The organism is Streptosporangium sp. NPDC023615 (assembly GCF_040640155.1).
GTDB lineage: Bacteria > Actinomycetota > Actinomycetes > Streptosporangiales > Streptosporangiaceae > Streptosporangium.
This window is the reverse complement of the sequence record NZ_JBFABE010000015.1, coordinates 23,725-43,214: the sequence shown is the minus strand read 5'-3', so window position 1 is coordinate 43,214 and position 19,490 is coordinate 23,725. Positions and strand designations below refer to the sequence as shown.

The window sequence follows — 19,490 nt, the reverse complement described above, 5'->3', positions numbered from 1 at the left end:
CGATGGTCAGGCACCTCGCCGGATCCGTCCGGCGTAGCGGTTCTCGAGGAGGCGGTTGTGCTCGTCGCCTCCGGTCACGTTGGCGGAGCGGTAGATCGGCGGGGTCCGGCCCGCCGCGATCAGGCCGCGCACCACCTCGGCCACGACCATCTGGGCCAGCAGTGCCGAGGTGATCGTGGAGACCGCCCCGAACGTGCCGCCGCCCGGCAACGGCAGGACGGCGTCGCCGTAGGGGGCGCCGTTGTCGAGCACGACGTCGGCGAGGTCGAGCAGCCTGCGGCCGGAGGGGTGGCGGGAGGTCATCGTGGTGCTGTGCCGCACCGAGGTCAGGGCGATCAGGCCGTGCCCGCGCTCCTTGACGATCGAGGCCAGCTCGACCACCGAGCCGTTCACCCCGGAGCTGGAGATCAGCACGAACACGTCCTGGGGCCGGACCGGCGCCAGCTCGTAGATCCGCCGGGCGACCGACGGGTCGCGCTCCAGCTCGCCGGCCGGCCCGAGCAGGGTGGCGACCGGGGCCCCGCCGTACAGGACGACGTCGCGCAGGGCCAGGCGGTTGCTGGGGACCAGGCCGCCCGCCCGCCCGGCGATCTCCATGGCGATCGCCTCGGAGTGCCCCGAGCCGAAGGCCTGGATCACGCCGTCGTCGAGCAGGGAGGCGACCATCAGCGCGGCCGCCCGCCCCACCGCGGCCGCCTGGGTCCGGGAGACCTCGTCGACGACGGCCTTCACCTCGTCCACGTACGCGGCGGCCCCGATGTCCACTCCTGTGCCCGCCCCGGTGTCCGCCCCGATGTCCGCCCCGGTGTCCGCTCCGGTCTCCGCTCCGCCGTTCATGATCAGTTCCTCTCGACGCGATGGCTCTCCAGGGCCCGGATCGTCAGCTCGAAGGCCTCGTTGGTCTGCTCGTACGTGCGCTGCGCGACCGCGACGTAGACCGCGTCGAGGACGAAGAGCTGGGAGTGGACGGCGGCCAGGCCGCCCAGCCGGAAGGTGGTCTCGCGGCTGGCCGTGGTCAGCACCAGATCGGCCAGCTCCGCCAGCGGGGAACGGGCGAAGGAGGTGACCGCCACGGTCAGCGCGCCCCTGTCGCCCGCCTCGGCGAGGGACTCCAGCACCTCGCGGGTACGGCCCTGGTGGGAGATGCCGATCGCGACGTCGCCCTCACCGAGCAGCGCGGCGTCGGCGAGCGCCTCGTGCGCGTCGGCGTGGCTCCAGCAGGGGATCCGGATGCGGCGCAGCCGCCCGCCCGCCATTCCGGCCACCGCGCCGCTGGTGGAGACGCCGAGGATGAGGACGCGCCGGGCCAGGGCGACGGCCTCGGCGACCTTGGCGACGGTGCCCGCGTCGAGCTGCGCCGCGGTCTCCTGGATGAGCCGGGAGTCGGCGGCGGCCATCACCTCGATCGCCGCGTCGAGCGGATCGGTGGGGCCGATCTCGTGGCCCACCCCCATGTCCCAGTTGGCCTGCGCGGCCCGGCCGGTCTCGGTGGCCAGCGCGACCCGCAGCCCCGCGTACCCGGCGAAGCCGAACACCCGGCAGAAGCGGGTGACGGTGGCGGGCGAGCTGCCGCTCAGCTCGGCCAGCGTGATGATCGTGGAGCGGGCCGCCGCCGCGGGATCGGCCAGGATCGCCTCCCCCACCCGGCGCAGCGCCTCGGGCAGCGCCGGGGTCTCGGTCCGGATGCGTCCGAGCGCACCTGCGGCCACAGGCATTCCTTTCACCATCGATCAATTGGATGAAAATTATTCTCACATCGGTGGCGCGTCAAGAGCGATCGGTGCACGAAAGCGGCTCGGCGGCCCTGCGCCGCGGCTTTCGGGAAGAAGGGCCGACAACCTTTGCCGCGCCTTGGGCGTCGTTCCTACAGAGGTTCCAGACGAGGAGCCGCCTGACGGAGGCGAACCCACGATGACTCGACGTCCGGCCGACGCGCCGCACCCGGTTCCCGGTACGCACGTCCATGACGAGCTGGCCGCCCGGCGCGCCAGGCGCGCCCGGGAGAAGGGGCCGCGCAACGAGGCCCACCCGCGGCCGGCGGAGCGCGAGTACGGCGCCCGCCTGACCGTCGAGGAGCTCCAGGCCGCCGCCCGGCGCATACGGGAGGTGCCGGCGCCGCGCCGCGAGAAGCCCGAGCCGGTCCGGGGGCTCCCGGCGAAGGAGGGGTCCGCGCCGGCGGGGAGGACGGAGCTGGACGACGAGGCGCTCTCCCTGCAGCTGCTCGTCTGGCGCCGCCTGGGCCCGCGGGGGTTCGCGGGGTTCATGCGGGACCTGGAGGAGATGGAGGCCGAGCTCATCAAGGCCCGGGAGGACGGCTGGGGCGAACCCGGCTGAGCACCGCCCGACGGACCGGCCCGGCTGAGCACCGCCCGACGGACCGGCCCCGGCGACCCGGGCGGCTCGGCCCGGGCGGCTCAGCCCGGACGGACCAGCAGGGCCGCGCTGCCGTAGCTGCCGCCGAATCCGGTGACCAGCGCGGTCCGGCGGCCGGACCGCAGCTCCCGTACGGCCTGGGCCACATTGTTCAGGCCGTGCACGTACCCCTCCGACAGCAGGCCTCCGTGCGGGTTGACCCCGGCGTGGCGGCGGGCCAGCAGGAACTCGCCCAGCTCGCCCCGGCGGGCCAGGCCGAAGTCCTCCAGTTGCCGGGGCACCAGCCAGGAGTAGGCGTCGTAGAGCAGCGCGACGTCCACGTCGCCGGGCCCCATGCCGGACGCCTCCCAGAGCGGTGCCGCGACATGGGCCGAGAAGATCGCGGTGACGTCGGGCGAGCGGTCCATGGACGAGCAGCCGGGCCCGCCGCCCCTGACCACGGCACGGACGCGCGGCTCGTCCGGCGCGCACCGCGCGTCGCGGACCACCAGCGCGCAGGCGCCGTCGGTCTCCTGGCAGCAGTCGACGGTCCGCAGCGGCGAGCAGACGTACGGCCTGTCCAGGTACTCCTCCAGCGGGAGCGGATCACGCCGCAGGGCACGCGGGTTGGCGGCGGCGTTCCGGCGCGACTGGTCGACGACCGCGTGCAGGTGCTCCTCCCCCAGGCCGGTCTCGTGCAGGTAGCGCTGCGCCGCCAGGGCGAACATCGGGATCGGGCCCGCCATGCCGTACGCGGCGGTGAGGCGCTCCCGCGGGCCGGTGGAGGCGGCGTTCATCCGCTTTCCCGAGCGGCCGTTCATCGCCCGGTAGACGAGCACGTTCCGGGCGACGCCGCAGGCGACGAGCATCGCCGCGTCACCCAGGATGGAGGCCGCCTGGGTGCCGCCCCCCGAGATGTCGTTGTGCCATCCGAGCCTCTCCAGGCCCAGCGCGCCCGCCACCCGCACCACGGGGGCCGAGTCGTTCATGTGGTAGCTGAGGACGGCGTCGATCTCCCCGGTCTCCACGCGGGCGTCGGCCAGGGCGGCGCGGCACGCCTCGACGGCGAGGTCCAGTTCGGTCCTGCCGGACCGCCGCGTCAGGGCCGTCATCCCGACGCCGGTGACGGCCGCCCTGTCCCTCATCCGGTCCCTCATCCGGCCCCCCGTCGTCGCGCTCCCGGTCGTGCCCGCCCGTGCCGCCCGGCTCCGCGGGCGTCCCGCCCCACAGCGCTCCGCGGCCGTGGCCGTGGGCGCCCGCAGCCGTGGACGCCCGTGGACGTGGATGTGACCGTCCGTGACCGTGGACGTGACCTCCGGCTCCACCTGTCCGGCTCCACCCGTCCGAGTCGCCCGCCGGGACGGGGCGCGATCCGTTCCGGCGGGCGACGTCCGTGGACCGCCGGGCGTCGCGGACACGAACGGGTGTCCGCCCGCCCGTCGCGGTGACGCGCCCGCCCGTACGGTAACGCGCCCACTCCTCTTAGGCAAGCGCTTGCTCGGTCAAGAGGGAAGAGGCGTCACCCATTGGCTACCTGTACTATCCAACAATGCGGATATCGGAACTCAGCGCCGCATCGGGCGTGGCCATCCCGACGATCAAGTACTACCTGCGCGAGGGCCTGCTCCCCGCGGGTGAGCAGACCTCGGCCACCAGGGCGCGCTACGGCGAGGACCACCTGCGGCGGCTCCGGCTGATCCGTGCCCTGCTGGAGGTCGGGCGGCTGCCGATCGCGTCCATCCGCAAGGTCATCGACGCCGTCGACGACAGGGCCCTGAGCCTGCACCACGTGCTCGGCACCGCGCAGTACGCCATCGCCCCCCCGGTCGAGCCGCACGCCTCCGAGCAGGAGTGGGCCGAGGCCCGCGCCGGGGTCGACGCCGTGATCCAGGAGCTGGGCTGGGAGATCAACCCCACCGCCCCGACCAGGGAGGAGCTGGCCCAGGTCCTTCTCACCCTCACCCTGCTGGGCATGCCCGCCGACGTCGAGGCGCTGCGCCCCTACGCCGACACCGCCCTGGACCTGGTGACCCGCCACGAGATGGACGCCATCCCGGTCGGGGGTCCCCGGGAGGCCGCCGTCGAGGCCCTGGTCCTCGGCACCGTCCTGTACGGCAGGGTGCTGGACGTCATGCGGCGCCTGGCCCACGAGTCGGTCTCCGCCCGCGTCTTCGGCGACAGCTGAGCCCCCCGACCGGCACGAACAGACACGGACACACACGGGCAGATACAAACAGGAACGGACAGGAACGGACGGATGCGGGTGAGCTCCGACGGGACAAACGCGGGACGAAACGGACGCGGCCGGGCGCGGACCGGCACCGGCCCGGCCGGGTGACGAGCGTCTCCCGCGACGCTTCGCGTACGGAAAAGGGCAGCTCACAGCCGTGAGAACGGCCGGTGCGAACTTTCCGCACCGCCCCTGCCTGCCCAAACGGCACCGGGTAACATTCTGTTCACACACGGGCAACAGTTGCGAAATCGCGCCTTGCGAATCTTTGAGGGCAGCAGATCCCTCCATCCTCAAGGACCTCGCCGATGACCTTCAAGGCTGAATACATCTGGATCGACGGCACCAAGCCGACCGCCAAGCTCCGCTCGAAGACCAGGGTGCTGGCGGACGGCGCCGAGCTCCCGATCTGGGGCTTCGACGGGTCCAGCACGAACCAGGCCGACGGTTCCTCCTCCGACCGCGTGCTCAAGCCCGTGTTCACCTGCCCGGACCCGATCCGCGGCGGTGCGGACGTGCTCGTGCTGTGCGAGGTCCTCAACACCGACATGACCCCGCACGAGAGCAACACCCGTGCGGCCCTGGCCGAGGTCGCGGAGAAGTATGCCGACCAGGAGTCGTGGTTCGGCATCGAGCAGGAGTACACCTTCTTCAAGGAGGGCCGCCCGCTCGGCTTCCCGCTCGGCGGCTTCCCCGCCCCGCAGGGTGGCTACTACTGCGGCGTCGGCGCCGACGAGGTCTTCGGCCGCGAGATCGTCGAGAAGCACCTCGACTACTGCATCCAGGCCGGCCTGGCCATCTCCGGCATCAACGCCGAGGTCATGCCCGGCCAGTGGGAGTTCCAGATCGGCCCGGCCGGCCCCCTGGACGTCTCCGACCACATGTGGATCGCCCGCTGGCTGCTCTACCGCACCGCCGAGGACTTCAACATCGCCGCCACCCTGGACGCCAAGCCGGTGAAGGGCGACTGGAACGGCGCGGGCGCGCACACCAACTTCTCCACCAAGGCGATGCGCGAGGGCTACGACCCGATCATCACCGCCTGCGAGGCCCTCAGCACCAACGCCCTGGAGCACGTCAAGCACTACGGCGTCGGCATCGAGGACCGCCTCACCGGCCTGCACGAGACCGCCCCGTGGAACGAGTTCAGCTACGGCGTCTCCGACCGCGGCGCCTCGGTCCGCATCCCGTGGCAGGTCGAGGTGGAGAAGAAGGGCTACATCGAGGACCGGCGTCCGAACGCCAACGTCGACCCGTACCTGGTCACCCGCCTGATCGTGAACACCTGCTGCTCCGCTCTGGAGAAGGCCGGCCAGGTCTGACCGGACCGGGCCCTGAACCGAGGCCGCGGAACCGTCCTGCCGGGGGCGTTCCGCGGCCTTCGGGCGTTCCCGCCACCCGAAGGCCCTTCCCGGAACCCGCCGCCCCTTCCCGAAGGCCGGCGGCTCCCACCCCGGAGCTCGCCCGCCCCTTGCCCGGCCTCGCCCGGCAAGACGAGACGTTTCGCCTCACCTCTTGGTACATTCGGGTCGTGAAGACACCTAACCCGGCCCGCCGCAGCGAGCAGTCCCGCCAGGCCATCCTGGGTGCCGCCTTCGACCTGGTCGCCGAGTCCGGATACACCAGCCTGACGATAGAGGCGATCGCCGCCCGGGCGGGGGTGGGCAAGCAGACGATCTACCGCTGGTGGCCGTCCAAGGGCGCCGTCTTCGTCGAGGCCGTGCTCTCCGCCGGGCAGGGCGGCACGCAGGACCTGGCGCTGCCCGACACCGGCGATCTCGGGGCCGATCTGCGGCAGGTGCTGCGGGCCATCGTCGACGAGTACAACGATCCCCGCCTGGAGGCGATGAGCCGCGCGCTCAACGTGGAGGCGCTGCAGAACCCGGCGATGACCGCCGAGATCACCTCACGGATCCTGGGGCCGCACCTGGAGGCGACCAAGGACCGGCTGCGCGGCGCCCGACGGGCGGGCCAGGTGGCCGAGGACGCCGACCTGGACGTGGCCGTCGAGCTGCTGTACGGGCCGATCTACCACCGCTGGATGCTGCGGACGGCCCCGCTCACCCACGCCTACGCCGACACCCTCGCCTCGTTCGCCGTCGCGGCCCTGAGGCCGGAACGGGCGCCCGCGGAGCCCGCCCGAGGGCCCGGCGAGGGCTCGTCCGGCGCTTGAGGGGCCCGTCCGGCCCCGGGGGCCCGTCCGGCGCTTAGCGGTCAGACCAAAACAAACGCGAGTAGTTGAACTTTCTAGATCACGTCCGGCTCCGCCGCAGCTCCAGAGCCTAAAGCGGTTACGAGTGACGAAAATTCCACGAAACAGGTGCTTTAGGACAGCGCTAAACAGGTGGCTCGCGCCGTACCATAACTGCGATGCGGGACGTAGTGGAGCAATTACAGCGTTTGGGCATGTCGGGCTATGAGGCGAAGGCATACGTCACCCTGGTGGGTGCGGGGCAGCCTCTGAACGGCTACGAGGTGGCCAAGCGTTCCGGCGTGCCCCGCAGCACCGTCTACGAGACGCTGGGCAAGCTGGTGGCCAAGGGCGCCGCCTACGAGCTGCGCGGCTCGGACGACGCCACCGACTACCTGCCGCTGCCGCCGCGCTCGCTGCTGCAGCGGATGCGCCGGGAGTTCGACGACTCGATCGAGGCGCTGGAGGTCTCGCTCCCGGCGATCGTGGCACCGCCCAGGGCGCACCTGATCCACAGCCTCAAGGACGCCGGAGCGGTGCTGGCGCGGGCCGAGGACGTGGTGGCCGGAGCACGCGCCGACCTGTTCCTGTCGATCTGGCCGGAGGAGATGGCGCTGCTGTCCCCGCTGGTCGAGCGCGCGGTCGAGCGCGGGGTCACGACCTCGGTGATGCACTTCGGACCCGCGCGCGGCGTGGTCGGACACCTGTACGAGCACCGCTTCCCCGCCCGCGACGCCTCCGCCGAGGGGCGCGGCGGCCGGACCAGGGGACGGCCCGACCCGGACCGCCGCCTGCTGGTCGTCACCGGCGACCGGCGGGAGACCGTGGTGGGCGGGTTCACCCAGGGCTCCGCGTGGGGCGTCTACACCGAGGACCCGGCCGTGGTCACGATGGCGGTGGACTACGTCAGGCAGGACATCGCCCTGCAGATCATCGCCGAACGGGTCGGCCACGAGATCATGGACGAGCTCTGGGCCGGCGACGCCGAGCTGCGGAGCCTGCTGGCCGACCACGACCGCCCCGCCGCCCTGCTGCGCGCCGCCGGGATGCCCGTCCGCCCGGGCGGACGTTCCCACGAGCCCGGCTCCCGCCCCCAGGAACCGGGCACACGGCCCCAGGAGCGGGGCGCCCGCTCCCAGGAGCCCGGCGCGCGCTCGGCGGAGCGTTCCGACGCGGACGATCCATCCAATGTCGAATAAAAACGTGCTTTAACACCCGTGTGACATCCTTCTTAGAGGGTGTTCCCACAGTGATTTTTCCGTCTCGGGGGAAGGCAGGACATGGAGAAGCCGGTCATCGTGACGGTCGACGACGATCCCGGGGTGTCCCGGTCGGTCGCCCGTGACCTGCGCCGACGCTACGGCCACGCCTACCGGGTGGTCCGGGCCGACAGCGCGGCCGACGGCATCGCGAGCGTGCGGGAGCTGCGGCTGCGCGGCGACGACGTCGCGGCGATCCTCGCCGATTACCGGATGCCCCAGATGAACGGCGTGGAGTTCCTGGAACAGGCCATGGACCTGTACCCCTACGCCCGCCGCGTGCTGCTGACCGCCTACGCCGACACCGAGGCCGCGATCCAGGCGATCAACGTGGTCGACCTGGACCACTACCTGCTCAAGCCGTGGGACCCGCCCGAGGAGAAGTTCTACCCGGTGCTGGACGCCCAGCTGGAGGCCTGGCAGCGCACGGACCGGCGCGAGTCCGACGAGCTGCGGGTGGTGGGCGCGCGCTGGTCGGCCCCCTCGTACGAGGTCAGGGACTTCCTGGCGCGCAACCAGGTGCCCTACCGCTGGATGCTGGCCGACTCCGCCGAGGGCGCCGAGCTGCTCGCGGCGGCCGGCGCCGCGGGCGGGCCGGCCGCCGGGCCGGCGGACACGGCGACGGGCACGGCGACGGGCACGGCGACGGGCGGGACGGTCCCGGCGAGGCTGCCGCTGGTCGTCACCGCCGACGGCACCACGCTCGTCGCCCCGGCGCCCGCGGAGCTGGCCCAGGCCGTGGGACTGTCCACCGCCCCGGCCACCGACTTCTACGACCTGATCGTGATCGGCGGCGGCCCCGGCGGGCTGGGCGCGGCGGTCTACGGCGCCTCCGAGGGGCTGCGCACGGTGATGGTCGAGCAGCACGCCTCCGGCGGGCAGGCCGGGCAGAGCTCCAGGATCGAGAACTACCTGGGCTTCCCCGACGGCGTCTCCGGCTCCCAGCTCGCCGACCGGGCCAGGCGCCAGGCGCTGAAGTTCGGCGCCGAGCTGCTCAGCGCCCGCACGGTCACCAGCCTGGAGGTCAAGGGCCAGGCCCGGGTGGTGGGCTTCGACGACGGCGGCACGATCGCCGCGCACACCGTCATCCTCGCCACCGGCGTCTCCTACCGGCGGCTCGGCACCCCCGGCCTGGACGACTTCATCGGCTCCGGCTGCTACTACGGCGCCGCCATGACCGAGGCGCCCGAGTGCCGGGACCGCGAGGTCTACATCGTCGGCGCCGCCAACTCGGCCGGCCAGGGCGCGGTCTACCTGTCGGGGTACGCCGCCAAGGTCCACCTGATCGTCAGGGGCGACGGCCTGGAGAGGACCATGTCGCACTACCTGATCGAGCAGATCGCGCAGATCCCGAACATCGAGGTGCACCTCGGCACCGAGGTGGTGGGCGCCGAGGGGGACGGCCACCTGGAGCGGATCACGCTCAAGGACGCCGCCGGGGAGCGCACGGCCGACGCCGAGTGGCTGTTCGTCTTCATCGGCGCCGAGCCGCTCACCGACTGGCTGGGCGAGACCGTCGAGCGCGACGGCAGGGGGTTCATCCTGACCGGCCCCGACCTGACCGCCGGCGAGAGCCGGCCGCGCAACTGGCCGCTCCGGCGCGAGCCGTACCACCTGGAGACGAACGTGCCGGGGGTGTTCGCCGCCGGCGACGTCCGGGCCGACTCGATCAAGCGGGTCGCCTCGGCGGTGGGCGAGGGCGCGATGGCCGTCGCCCTCGTCCACCGCTACCTGGAGAAGACGTGACCGCCCCGGACGAGGTCCCTCGCGGCACCCACGAAGGAGGCGGGATGATCGACACCGACGTGCTCCGCGGGCTGTTCCTGTTCGAGGGACTGTCCGAGGACCAGCTCAGGTGGCTGGCCGAGCACGGGACCGAGCGGGAGTACGGCGCGGGCGAGACGATCGTCGCGCAGGGGGAACCGGCCGACTGCTTCGTCGTGCTCGTCGAGGGCGAGGTGGTGATGTCCACCGACACCCAGGCGGGCCCGGCCAGCATGACCCCGACCTCGCAGCCCGGCGTCTACGCCGGGGCCGTCGCCGCCTACCTGGTCGACCGCGCCCCGGCGGCCTACGGCCACTCGCTGCGCGCCACCAAGCCGACGCGGATGTTCGAGCTCCCGGCCAGGGAGTTCGGCCTGGCCATGGGCGAGTGGTTCCCGATGGCGGTCCACCTGCTGGACGGGGCCCGCCTGGGCGGGCTGGCCCAGCGGGAGTTCGTCGACCGGCGGCAGCGGCTGACCGCCCTGGGCACGATCACCGCCGGGCTCACCCACGAGCTCAACAACCCGGCCGCGGCGGCCGTGCGGGCCGTGGACGACCTGCGCACGAAGGTGCGCTCCTCGCGGCGGCGGCTGGCCGCGCTGGCGGAGGAGGGCATCGAGCCGGAGCGGCTGCGCGCCCTGGTGGACCTGCAGGAGGCGTGCACCGCCGGGATCGCCCAGGCGGCGCCCCGCTCGCCCCTGGAGGTCTCCGACGCCGAGGACGAGCTGTCCGACGCCCTGGAGGAGGCCGGGGTGCAGGACGCCTGGGAGATCTCGCCCGCGCTGATCGCGGCCGGGTTCGAGGGCGGCAAGCTGGCCAAGGTCCGCGAGATGATCGGCGAGCGGCACCTGGACGCGGCGATGCACTGGCTGTCGGAGGCCACCGAGATCGCCCAGATGCTGAACGAGGTGACCGACGCGACCGAGAGGATCTCCTCGCTGCTCGCCTCGGCCAAGCAGTACTCCCAGATGGACCGGGCGCCGTACCAGACGGTCGACCTGCGGGAGCTGCTGGACAGCACCCTGACCATGTTCCGCGGCAAGATCCCGCCGGGGATCAGCGTCGCCACCGACTACGACCCCGCCCTGCCGCCCGTCCCGGCCTACGCCGGGGAGCTCAACCAGGTGTGGGCCAACCTGATCCACAACGCGATCGACGCGATGGCCGGAAGCGGGGTGCTGACCGTCCGCACCCGGCTGGAGCACGAGACGATCGCGCTGGTCGAGATCTGCGACACCGGGCCCGGCGTGCCCGAGGGGCTGCGGGACCGGATCTTCGAGCCGTTCTTCACCACGAAGGCGGTCGGCGAGGGCACCGGACTCGGCCTGGACATCTCCTTCCGCATCGTCGCGGGCCGCCACGGCGGCGACCTGCGGGTGGAGTCGGAACCCGGGGACACCCGCTTCCAGGTACGCCTGCCCGTCACCGAGACCCTCGCCACCTGATCCGGTCCGTCCCGCCCCGGGGGCCGGGCCGGGACGGACCGGTCGAGAGCCGGACCACCCGGGAGCGGGCGGCTCGGGAGCGGACCGGCGAAGGCCGGACCGGCCGGGGACGGGCGGTTCAGGAGCCGTGGACGCCCCGGGCGACGTCCATCAGGCGGGACAGGACGTGGGCGCCGGAGACGCGGACGCCGTCGTGCTCCAGCTCGTTGGTCACCCAGGTGCGCACGTTGCCCACCGCGCGCGCGGTGCGGACCGACAGGCCCTCGTCGACGTACATGTCGTCGTAGTAGACGGCGGCGACCACCGGGACGGTGTTGGCCGCCAGGCGAGCCGGGTCGTAGAGGGCGGGCCAGTCCGAGGTCGCCGCCAGGATCTCGGCGGCCCCCTTGAAGGGACGGAGCGCGGCGATCTCGTCGAACATCCAGGGGTAGATCATCTCCCCCGTGGGGAGCGTCGGCTCGGCGTCGGGGTGGAACTCCTCGGGCAGCAGCCGGTGCGCGGCCCAGCCGGTGGCGGCCCCCTGGGCGTAGATCGACTCGTGCAGGACGGCGTAGAGCGGGTTGCCGACGAAGCCGGTGGCCATCATGACCTCGTACAGGAACAGGTCGGAGAGCCGGTCGCCGGACCAGGCCTCCTCCAGCACCCAGTGCAGGTACTCCGGCCCGTCGCTCATGCCCAGGCACATGCCGAGGGTCTGCAGGCGGCGCACGCTCAGCACGTCCCCGTCGGGCAGGCGCACCTCGTGGCCGCGCAGGTGAGCGGCGACCGCGTCCAGCCTGCCCGAGTCGAGCGGGTAGCGGGCGAAGTGGCGGCGCACCCGGTCGCGGACCCGGGGGTAGGTGCGCGCGTAGACGTCCTCGGCGGTGGCCTCCAGGCCGGCCAGGCCCCCGGTCACGTAACAGGTCCCCAGACCCTCGGGGGCCTTCGAGAGGTAGGTCAGGGTGATGAAGCCGCCGTAGCTCTGGCCCAGGGTGTCCCACGGCCGGTCCCCGCACAGCTCCCGGCGGATCAGCTCGGCGTCGGCCACGATCGCGTCGGCCCGGAAGTGCCTCAGGCGGGCGGCGAGCTCGGCGTCGGTGCCGCCGATCGTCCTGGCGGTGATCGGGGTGCTGCGCCCGGTCCCCCGCTGGTCGAGCAGCAGGACGCGGTGGGTCTTCAGCGCGTGTCCCAGCCAGCCGTCGGCGGCGGCCGGGCGCGGTGACTTCCCGCCGGGGCCGCCCTGCAGGAACAGCAGCCACGGCAGGTCCTCCCCCCTCCTGGCCGGGTCCACCGCCTCCCGGGCGAAGACCTCGATCGTCCCGGCGCCGGCGCCGGCGTCGGCGTGGTCGAGGGGGACGGTGAACACGTGGTCGGTGAGTGCCACACCGGGCAGAAGGACGGTCACCCACGGAAAGCTACCCGAGCCCGCCCGGTGGGACTTCCCCCCGGGCGGAGAACTGATACGCTTCCCAAGCGAGCGCTTGGTTCAAGCGGTCCGCCGTATCGGTGACCGCGGAACGGGACAGCCGGAGACGACCGCAGGGGACAGCCGATGAAGTTCTCGACCTTCCACCTCTTCCACCGGTTCGACGGCCAGAGCTTCAAAGACGTCTACGACTACCACCTGCGACTCGCCGAGCTGGCCGAGGAGCTCGGCTTCCACGGCGTGCGGCTGGCCGAGCACCACTTCCGCGACTACGGCGTGGTCCCCAACCTGTTCACCGTGCTCGCCAACCTGGCCGCGCGCACCGAGCGGCTCCGGCTGGGCACCGGCATCGTCGTGCTGCCGCTGCACAACCCGGTCCACGTCGCCGAGGAGGCGGCCATGGTGGACGTGCTCTCGGGCGGACGGCTGGACCTGGGCATCGGGCGCGGCTACCAGAGCTTCGAGTTCGAGGGCTTCGGCATCGACCTGGCCGAGGCCAGGGACCGGTTCAACGAGGCCCTGGAGGTCGTGCTGGGCCTCTGGACGCACCCGGCCTTCCGGTACGAGGGCAAGTTCTACCGCACCGGCACCGAGGTCGAGCTCGTCCCCCGGCCGCTCCAGGACCCGTTCCCGCCGATCCACGTGGCGGCCGTGTCGCCGGAGACCGTGACCATGTACGCCGAGCGCGGCCTGCCGATCCTGGCGGACCCGGCCGCGCCGTTCCGCAAGGTGGTCAGGGCGGCCGAGACCTGGCGCGAGACCGCGGAGCGGGCCGGGCACGACGCGGCCGGGCACGAGCTGGTGGTGGCGCGCAGCGTCTACGTCGCCGAGACCGTGGAGCGGGCCCGCGAGGACCAGGCCGCGTTCGAGGCGGGCTTCGACCGCAACCGGATCTTCAACGCCGGGAGCGCCCCGATCGACCCCAGGACCGGCAGGGCCGCCCAGGGCTTCGAGTACTACCAGGACCGCTACCTCAGGGGCGGCTCGGTCTCCAACGACTTCCGCTGGGAGCAGCTGGAGGTCATCGGCGACCCGGAGCGGGTGATCGGCCAGATCCGGCTGCTGCGGGACGCCGGTTTCGCCCACCTGCTCTGCGACTTCGGCAGCACCAGGCCGATGCCCCTGGAGGAGATGACGAAGGTCATGCGGTTCTTCGCCGCCGAGGTCATGCCGGCCTTCCGATGATCCGTCCCGTGCGGCCCGTACCGTCGCCGTGCCCGCCGGAGGGGAGGCCGTGCCCGCCCGCCGGGAGGGCTCACCCGCCGGGCGAGAGGGCTCACCCGGCGGCCGGGAGGGCGCGGGCCGCACGCCACCCCCAGCAGGAGGCGCGATGATCCACCAGTTGACCCTCTCCGACGTCCTCGCCGAGCACGCCCGCGGCCGCCCCCTGGCGACCGCCGTGGTGGACGGCGAGACGCGGCTGACCTATCCCGAGCTGGACGCGCGGGTGACCCGCCTGGCCGCCGCGCTGGCGGGCCGGGGCGTGACGGCCGGTGAGCGCGTGCTGTGGCTGGGCCGCAACGACCACGCCGTGCTGGAGCTGCTGCTCGCCGCGTCCCGGCTCGGCGCGATCTTCTGCCCGGCCAACTGGCGGCAGTCCACCGCCGAGCTGTCGTTCGTCCTGGAGGACCTCGCGCCGAAGGTGGTCGTCTGGGAGGAGTCCGAGGCCGCCGCCCCGCTGAGCGGCGAGGACTGGATCCGGGCGGGCGCGGCCTACGAGGCGTTCCTGCGGGACGCCCCCGGCGCCCCCGGCGCCCCTGAAGGTCCCGGCGCCCCCGAAGGTCCCGCGGGCGCCGGGGACGGTTTCACCGACGGCTTCACCGACGACGCGGCCCCGGTGCTGGCGCTCTACACCGCGGCCTTCGACGGGCGCCCGAACGCCGCCCTGCTCAGCAGCGCGGCCCTGGTCGCGCACAGCACCTCGCTGCTGGTGGTGCGGCGGATGGAGCCGGACTTCACCTTCCTCAACAGCGGCCCGCTCTTCCACGTGGGCACGATGATGTTCTGCCTGGCCACCCTGCAGATCGGCGGGACGAACGTGTTCGTCCCGGCGTTCGACGCCAAGGAGGTCTGCCGCCTGATCGACGCGGAGAAGGTCACCCAGGCCTTCCTGTTCGGGCAGATGATCGACGAGGTGGTCAGGGCCAACGAGGGCGGCGCGTACGACCTGAGCTCGCTCCGCTTCGTCTCCCACTCACCCGAGTGGGACGCCATGACGACCGTGGACGACTCCCCCTGGTGCCGGTCGGGGATGGGCGGCTACGGGCAGACCGAGGTCGCGGGCATGCTGACCTACCTCGGCCTGGCCCCGGGTGCCGCCGGGCTCGCCGGGCGGCCGTCGCCGCTGGTCCAGGTGCGGATCCTGTCGCCCGACGGCGGCGAGGTACCCGCCGGCGAGGTGGGGGAGATCTGCGCCCGCGGCAAGTCCCTCTTCTCCGGGTACTTCAACAGGCCCGAGCTGAACGTGGCCAGGACGCGCGGCGGCTGGCACCACACCGGCGACCTCGGCCGCCGCGAGGCCGACGGCTCGATCACCTTCATCGGCCCCCGGCTCCGCATGATCAAGTCCGGCAACGAGAACATCTACCCCGCCGAGGTCGAGCGGGCGCTCAGGAGCCATCCGGCCGTCGCCGACGCCGCGGTCATCGGCGTCCCCGACGAACGGTGGCGGCAGGCGGTGAAGGCCGTCGTGGTCCTCGCCGAAGGGGCCGCCGCCTCCGCCGAGGAGCTCGTCGAGCACGTGCGGGGCGTCGTGGCCTCGTACAAGAAGCCCCGTCACGTGGACTTCGTGACGGAGATCCCCAGGAAGGGCTTCGCCCCGGACTACGACGCCCTGGACGCGGCCCACGGCGGGGGCGGCTACCCCGGCGGCTGAGAGCGGGGCGGGGCGCGGGATGCGCCCCGCCCCCTCACCCCGCCCCCTCACCCCGCCCCCTCACCCCGCCCCCTCACCCCGCCGGCTTCCGCCGCGGTGCCGGCCGGGGCCGGGAGTCCGGGAGTCCGGAGTCCGGGAGAACGGGAGAACGACTCGATAACGCCGCCTTGACGCGGACCTAGTTTTGCCTCTTAAATTTCAATATGAATTAAGCGCCGACTTTAGGGGGCCACCCTTTCCTCCGAGCTCGCCACCGGCGGCGTACGGGTGGCGCGACGTGCGGAGAACACCGTCCCGGCGCCACCCCGGCGACCCCGCCACAGGGCGACCCCGCCACGGATCGCCGTCCCCGGTGACCCCGGTGGGCGATCCATCCGTGTGACCACGCAAGGAGCTGCAAGGGATGACCCAGACCGACGACCGGACCGGCACCGGCCTGGCCCTGTTCCCGCCGGGTTTCCGCTGGGGGGTCGCCACCGCGTCCTACCAGATCGAGGGCGCCGCCGACGAGGACGGCCGCGCGCCCTCCATCTGGGACACCTTCGCCCGGACCTCCGGCCGGGTGCACCTGGGACAGACCGGCGACGTGGCCTGCGACCACTACCACCGCTACGCCGAGGACGTGGCCCTCATGCGGGAGCTCGGCGTCGACACCTACCGCTTCTCGGTCGCGTGGCCGCGGATCAGGCCCGACGGCACGGGCCCGGTGAACCCGCGGGGGCTGGACTTCTACGACCGCCTGGTGGACGCCCTGCTGGCCTCGGGCATCGAGCCGATGGCCACGCTGTACCACTGGGACCTGCCGCAGGCGCTGGAGGACCGGGGCGGCTGGACCGCACGGGAGACCGCCCACCACTTCGCCGGGTACGCGACGGCGGTCCACGACCGGCTCGGCGACCGGGTCCGCACCTGGACCACCCTGAACGAGCCCTGGTGCTCGGCCTTCCTCGGCTACGCCAGCGGCGACCAGGCACCGGGCCGCACCGAGCCGGGCGCGGCCTTCCGCGCCGCCCACCACCTGCTGCTCGGCCACGGCCTGGCGGCCCGCGCGCTGAGGGCGGCCGGGGCCCGGGAGGTCTCGGTCACGGTCAACCTCACCCCGGTCTCCCCCCGTGACCCGCAGGACCGGCACGACGTGGCCGCGGCCGCGCTGGTCGACGGCCTGCACAACCGGATCTTCCTCGACCCGATCCTCAAGGGGCGCTACCCCGCCGACATGCTGGAGCACATGGCCCGCTTCACCGGCCTGGAGCACGTCGCCGACGGCGACGAGGCGCTCATCGCCGCCCCGATCGACCTGCTGGGGGTCAACTACTACGCGCCGACCCTCGTCGCCGCCAGGGTGGGCACGCCCTCCTCCGACCGCTTCCCGGGCACCGAGGGCATCGAGTACCCCGAGCCCGACCTGCCGGTGACCGCCATGGGGTGGCCCGTCGAGGCGGACGGCCTGCGCCGGCTCCTGGTGCGGCTGGCGCGCGACTACCCGTCCACCCCCCTGATGATCACCGAGAACGGGGCCGCCTACCACGACTCCGCCGCGAACGGGAGGGTCGCCGACCCCGAGCGCGTCGACTACCTGCGCTCCCACCTGCTCGCCGCCCACCGGGCGATCGGCGAGGGAGCCGACCTGCGCGGCTACCTGGCCTGGTCGCTCCTGGACAACTTCGAGTGGGCGTACGGCTACGACAAACGGTTCGGGCTGATCCACGTCGACTACGGGACCCAGCGGCGCACCCTCAAGGACAGCGCCCTGTGGTACAGCGGGGTCGTCGGCAGGAACGGGATCTGAGCCACCGGCCCCCCGGCCCGCCCGAGGGTCCTCCGGAGATCAGCGGGCGGCCCAGATCAGGCCGCGCCGGGTGAGCTCGTACACGGTGGGGTGGCGCAGGTCGTCGAGGCGGTGGCCGATGGCGGAGAAGAAGACCTTCCCCGCCCCCCAGCGGCGGGTCCAGACGACCGGCATGGGGGTCGGCGGGGAGACGAACACGGTGGTGGCGAGCACCTCGTTGCGGGCGTCGGCGAGCATCCAGTACTGCTCGGTCTCGACGGTGAAGCCGTCCAGCCCCGCGACGATCGGGTGGTCGGCGCGGGCGGGGTCGATGCTCACGTCGTAGGTGAGGAAGTCCTCCGGGTGGTGCAGGAAGAGGCCGCCGACCATCCGCAGGTAGTCGCGGCCGTCGAAGGCCGCGACCACGCCGCCGTGCCAGCCGGCGAAGCCGGTGCCGTCCTCGACCGCGGAGACCAGGCCGGCCTCCTGCTCGGGCGTCAGGACGCCGCCCGTCCAGCACTGCACGATCAGGTCGGTCCCGGCCAGCAGCCGCCGGTCGGCGTAGACCCCCAGGTCCTCGGCGACGGTCACCGAGAAGCCCTCGGCCTCCAGCCCCGGGATGAACAGCTCGGTCGCCTCGACCGGGACGTGCCCCTCCCAGCCGCCGCGGACCACCAGCGCGCTTCTCATCGGCGGCCCGCCGGGGCGCTCGTCAGGGCGGACGCGGGGCCACCGGGCGTGGGACCACCGGTCGCGGCGCCACCGGGTACCCCGCCGGGTGCGGGAGCACCCGGCACGGGGTCGCCCGTCGCGCCGGCGACGGCCCGGCCGGACGGGCGCACCGTGTGGCTGCGCAGCAGGAAGTCCTCGACGACCAGGGTGGCGGCGCCCAGCGCGACCGCCTCGGCGCCCAGCCTGCCCAGCTCGATCGAGGCCTGCGAGAAGGGCAGGGGCAGGGCGTACCGGCCGGCGGCGGCCCGGATCTCGGGAAGGAACTCCCGCCCCAGCAGGGACCCCGCCCAGCCGCCGAGGATGACGCGCTCGGGGTTGAAGAGGTTGATGAGGTCGGCCAGCCCGGCCCCGAGGCAGCGGACGGCCTCCTCCAGGGCGGGCCGGGCCGGAGGGTCGGCCAGCAGCGCGGCGAACACGCTCTCCTCGTCGTCGCCGCCCAGTTCCCTGCCGGCGCCGGCGAGGATCGCCTCGGCCCCGACGTACGCCTCCAGGCACCCCCGGCTGCCGCAGCGGCAGGGACGCCCGTCGAGGACGATCTTCGTGTGCCCCCACTCGCCCGCGCCGCTCGCCGTGCCCCGGTAGGTGACGCCGCCGTTGATGATGCTCGCCCCGGCGCCGGTGCCGATGAAGGCCATGACCAGGTGCTGGGCCCCCTGACCCGCGCCGAACCAGAGCTCGGCCTGGCCGGTCGTCTTGACGCCGTTGTCGGCGAAGACCGGGATCGAGGTGCCCTCGCGCAGCAGCGCGCCCAGCGGGACGCCGTCCCAGCCGAACGCGCGGGCGTGGATGAGCAGGTCGGGCCCCTGCTCGGCGACGCCGGGGACGCCGAGACCCATCCCGATGACCTCGGACTCGGTCGCGCCGGCCTCGGCCAGGACCGCCTCCAGCCCGTCGAGGATGCAACGGGCCACCACCGAGGGCTCGTGGTGGCCGGGGGCGAGGGCGAACTCCTTCCTCGCCCGCTCGGCCATGGCCAGGTCGTACAGCTCGACGCGGACGCGCGTCTCGCCCACGCCGACGCCGACCACGTACCCGTAGGAGGGGTCGACCCGGAGCATGATCCGCGGGCGCCCCCCGTCCGAGTCGACGGAGCCGGTCTCCACGACGATGCGGTCCGCGATGAGGTCGGCGATCACGTTGCTCACCGTCGCGGCGCTGAGGCCGGTCGTCCGGGCGAGATCGTGCCTGCTCAGCTCGCCGGCGAAGTAGAGCGTCCACAGGACGACGGACCGATTGCCCTTCCGCACGTCGCGGAGGGTCCCCCGCTGTGGACGGCTCATTGTTCTCCCCGGGCAGGTAATTTCAGATGTTAGTACAACTATTCTAGTCACCTTCCGGGGTGTTCCCCCGGGCAGGTCGCCCCTTGGCGCGGCGCGGTCCGGCGCCGGGGGACGAGGTGAGTTTCCCAGGTCGCCGGGCGACCCGCCATGCCCGCCCGGCACGTCCGGCCACGGCGTGGCCATGACACC

At 73.2% G+C, this 19,490-nt stretch carries 16 protein-coding genes; 10 read left to right on the top strand and 6 right to left on the bottom strand.

Translation table 11 applies throughout. The features are described 5' to 3' along the window. Positions 1-6: 6 nt before the first annotated feature. A complete protein-coding gene (locus AB0G16_RS14305; protein WP_362804021.1) occupies positions 7-837 on the bottom strand; it encodes an SIS domain-containing protein in 831 nt (276 codons plus the stop codon). 2 nt (positions 838-839) lie between these two features. Next, positions 840-1,715: a MurR/RpiR family transcriptional regulator gene (locus AB0G16_RS14300; protein ID WP_362804017.1), complete on the bottom strand. Its 876-nt coding sequence runs from the start codon at positions 1,713-1,715 to the stop codon at positions 840-842. Between the two features lie 196 nt (positions 1,716-1,911). On the opposite strand from AB0G16_RS14300, the gene AB0G16_RS14295 reads away from it, so the two are divergent. Next, positions 1,912-2,334, top strand: coding sequence for a hypothetical protein (locus AB0G16_RS14295; protein WP_362804014.1), 423 nt, complete (start codon positions 1,912-1,914; stop codon positions 2,332-2,334). Positions 2,335-2,414: 80 nt separating this feature from the next. Here the strand turns inward: AB0G16_RS14295 and AB0G16_RS14290 are convergent, their stop codons facing one another. Continuing rightward, positions 2,415-3,497 (bottom strand): acetyl-CoA acetyltransferase, encoded by a 1,083-nt coding sequence (locus tag AB0G16_RS14290; RefSeq protein WP_362804011.1) that lies wholly within the window; start codon positions 3,495-3,497, stop codon positions 2,415-2,417. Between the two features lie 404 nt (positions 3,498-3,901). On the opposite strand from AB0G16_RS14290, the gene AB0G16_RS14285 reads away from it, so the two are divergent. The 6 genes from AB0G16_RS14285 (at position 3,902) to AB0G16_RS14260 (ending at position 11,241) form a co-directional block, all read left to right on the top strand. Next, positions 3,902-4,537 carry a MerR family transcriptional regulator gene (locus tag AB0G16_RS14285; RefSeq protein ID WP_362804008.1) on the top strand — a complete coding sequence of 212 codons (636 nt, stop codon included), beginning with the start codon at positions 3,902-3,904 and terminating at the stop codon, positions 4,535-4,537. Positions 4,538-4,890: 353 nt separating this feature from the next. After that, positions 4,891-5,904 (top strand): glutamine synthetase, encoded by a 1,014-nt coding sequence (gene glnII / locus AB0G16_RS14280; RefSeq protein ID WP_362804005.1) that lies wholly within the window; start codon positions 4,891-4,893, stop codon positions 5,902-5,904. Between the two features lie 209 nt (positions 5,905-6,113). After that, positions 6,114-6,755: a TetR/AcrR family transcriptional regulator gene (locus tag AB0G16_RS14275; protein WP_362804003.1), complete on the top strand. Its 642-nt coding sequence runs from the start codon at positions 6,114-6,116 to the stop codon at positions 6,753-6,755. Between the two features lie 197 nt (positions 6,756-6,952). After that, positions 6,953-7,972 (top strand): helix-turn-helix domain-containing protein, encoded by a 1,020-nt coding sequence (locus tag AB0G16_RS14270; RefSeq protein WP_362804000.1) that lies wholly within the window; start codon positions 6,953-6,955, stop codon positions 7,970-7,972. Positions 7,973-8,053: 81 nt separating this feature from the next. After that, positions 8,054-9,778, top strand: a complete 1,725-nt coding sequence (locus AB0G16_RS14265; protein ID WP_362803997.1) for an FAD-dependent oxidoreductase — start codon at positions 8,054-8,056, stop codon at positions 9,776-9,778. 44 nt (positions 9,779-9,822) lie between these two features. Beyond that, a complete protein-coding gene (locus AB0G16_RS14260) occupies positions 9,823-11,241 on the top strand; it encodes an ATP-binding protein (protein ID WP_362803995.1) in 1,419 nt (472 codons plus the stop codon). 118 nt (positions 11,242-11,359) lie between these two features. On the opposite strand, the gene AB0G16_RS14255 is transcribed toward AB0G16_RS14260, so the two are convergent. Continuing rightward, positions 11,360-12,625: an alpha/beta fold hydrolase gene (locus tag AB0G16_RS14255; protein WP_362803992.1), complete on the bottom strand. Its 1,266-nt coding sequence runs from the start codon at positions 12,623-12,625 to the stop codon at positions 11,360-11,362. Between the two features lie 147 nt (positions 12,626-12,772). Between AB0G16_RS14255 and AB0G16_RS14250 the strand changes: the two genes are divergently transcribed. The 3 genes from AB0G16_RS14250 (at position 12,773) to AB0G16_RS14240 (ending at position 17,310) form a co-directional block, all read left to right on the top strand. Next, positions 12,773-13,831 carry an LLM class flavin-dependent oxidoreductase gene (locus AB0G16_RS14250; RefSeq protein ID WP_362803989.1) on the top strand — a complete coding sequence of 353 codons (1,059 nt, stop codon included), beginning with the start codon at positions 12,773-12,775 and terminating at the stop codon, positions 13,829-13,831. Positions 13,832-13,976: 145 nt separating this feature from the next. Then, the gene (locus AB0G16_RS14245; protein ID WP_362803986.1) at positions 13,977-15,521 is read left to right on the top strand and encodes an AMP-binding protein; all 1,545 of its coding nucleotides are present in this window, start codon (positions 13,977-13,979) and stop codon (positions 15,519-15,521) included. A 403-nt stretch (positions 15,522-15,924) separates the two neighbouring features. After that, positions 15,925-17,310: a GH1 family beta-glucosidase gene (locus AB0G16_RS14240; RefSeq protein ID WP_362803983.1), complete on the top strand. Its 1,386-nt coding sequence runs from the start codon at positions 15,925-15,927 to the stop codon at positions 17,308-17,310. A 39-nt stretch (positions 17,311-17,349) separates the two neighbouring features. Here the strand turns inward: AB0G16_RS14240 and AB0G16_RS14235 are convergent, their stop codons facing one another. Beyond that, a complete protein-coding gene (locus AB0G16_RS14235) occupies positions 17,350-17,979 on the bottom strand; it encodes a ThuA domain-containing protein (RefSeq protein ID WP_362803980.1) in 630 nt (209 codons plus the stop codon). After that, the gene (locus AB0G16_RS14230; protein ID WP_362803978.1) at positions 17,976-19,268 is read right to left on the bottom strand and encodes an ROK family transcriptional regulator; all 1,293 of its coding nucleotides are present in this window, start codon (positions 19,266-19,268) and stop codon (positions 17,976-17,978) included. Before AB0G16_RS14230 ends, AB0G16_RS14235 begins: the two co-directional genes overlap by 4 nt. Positions 19,269-19,490 lie beyond the last annotated feature (222 nt).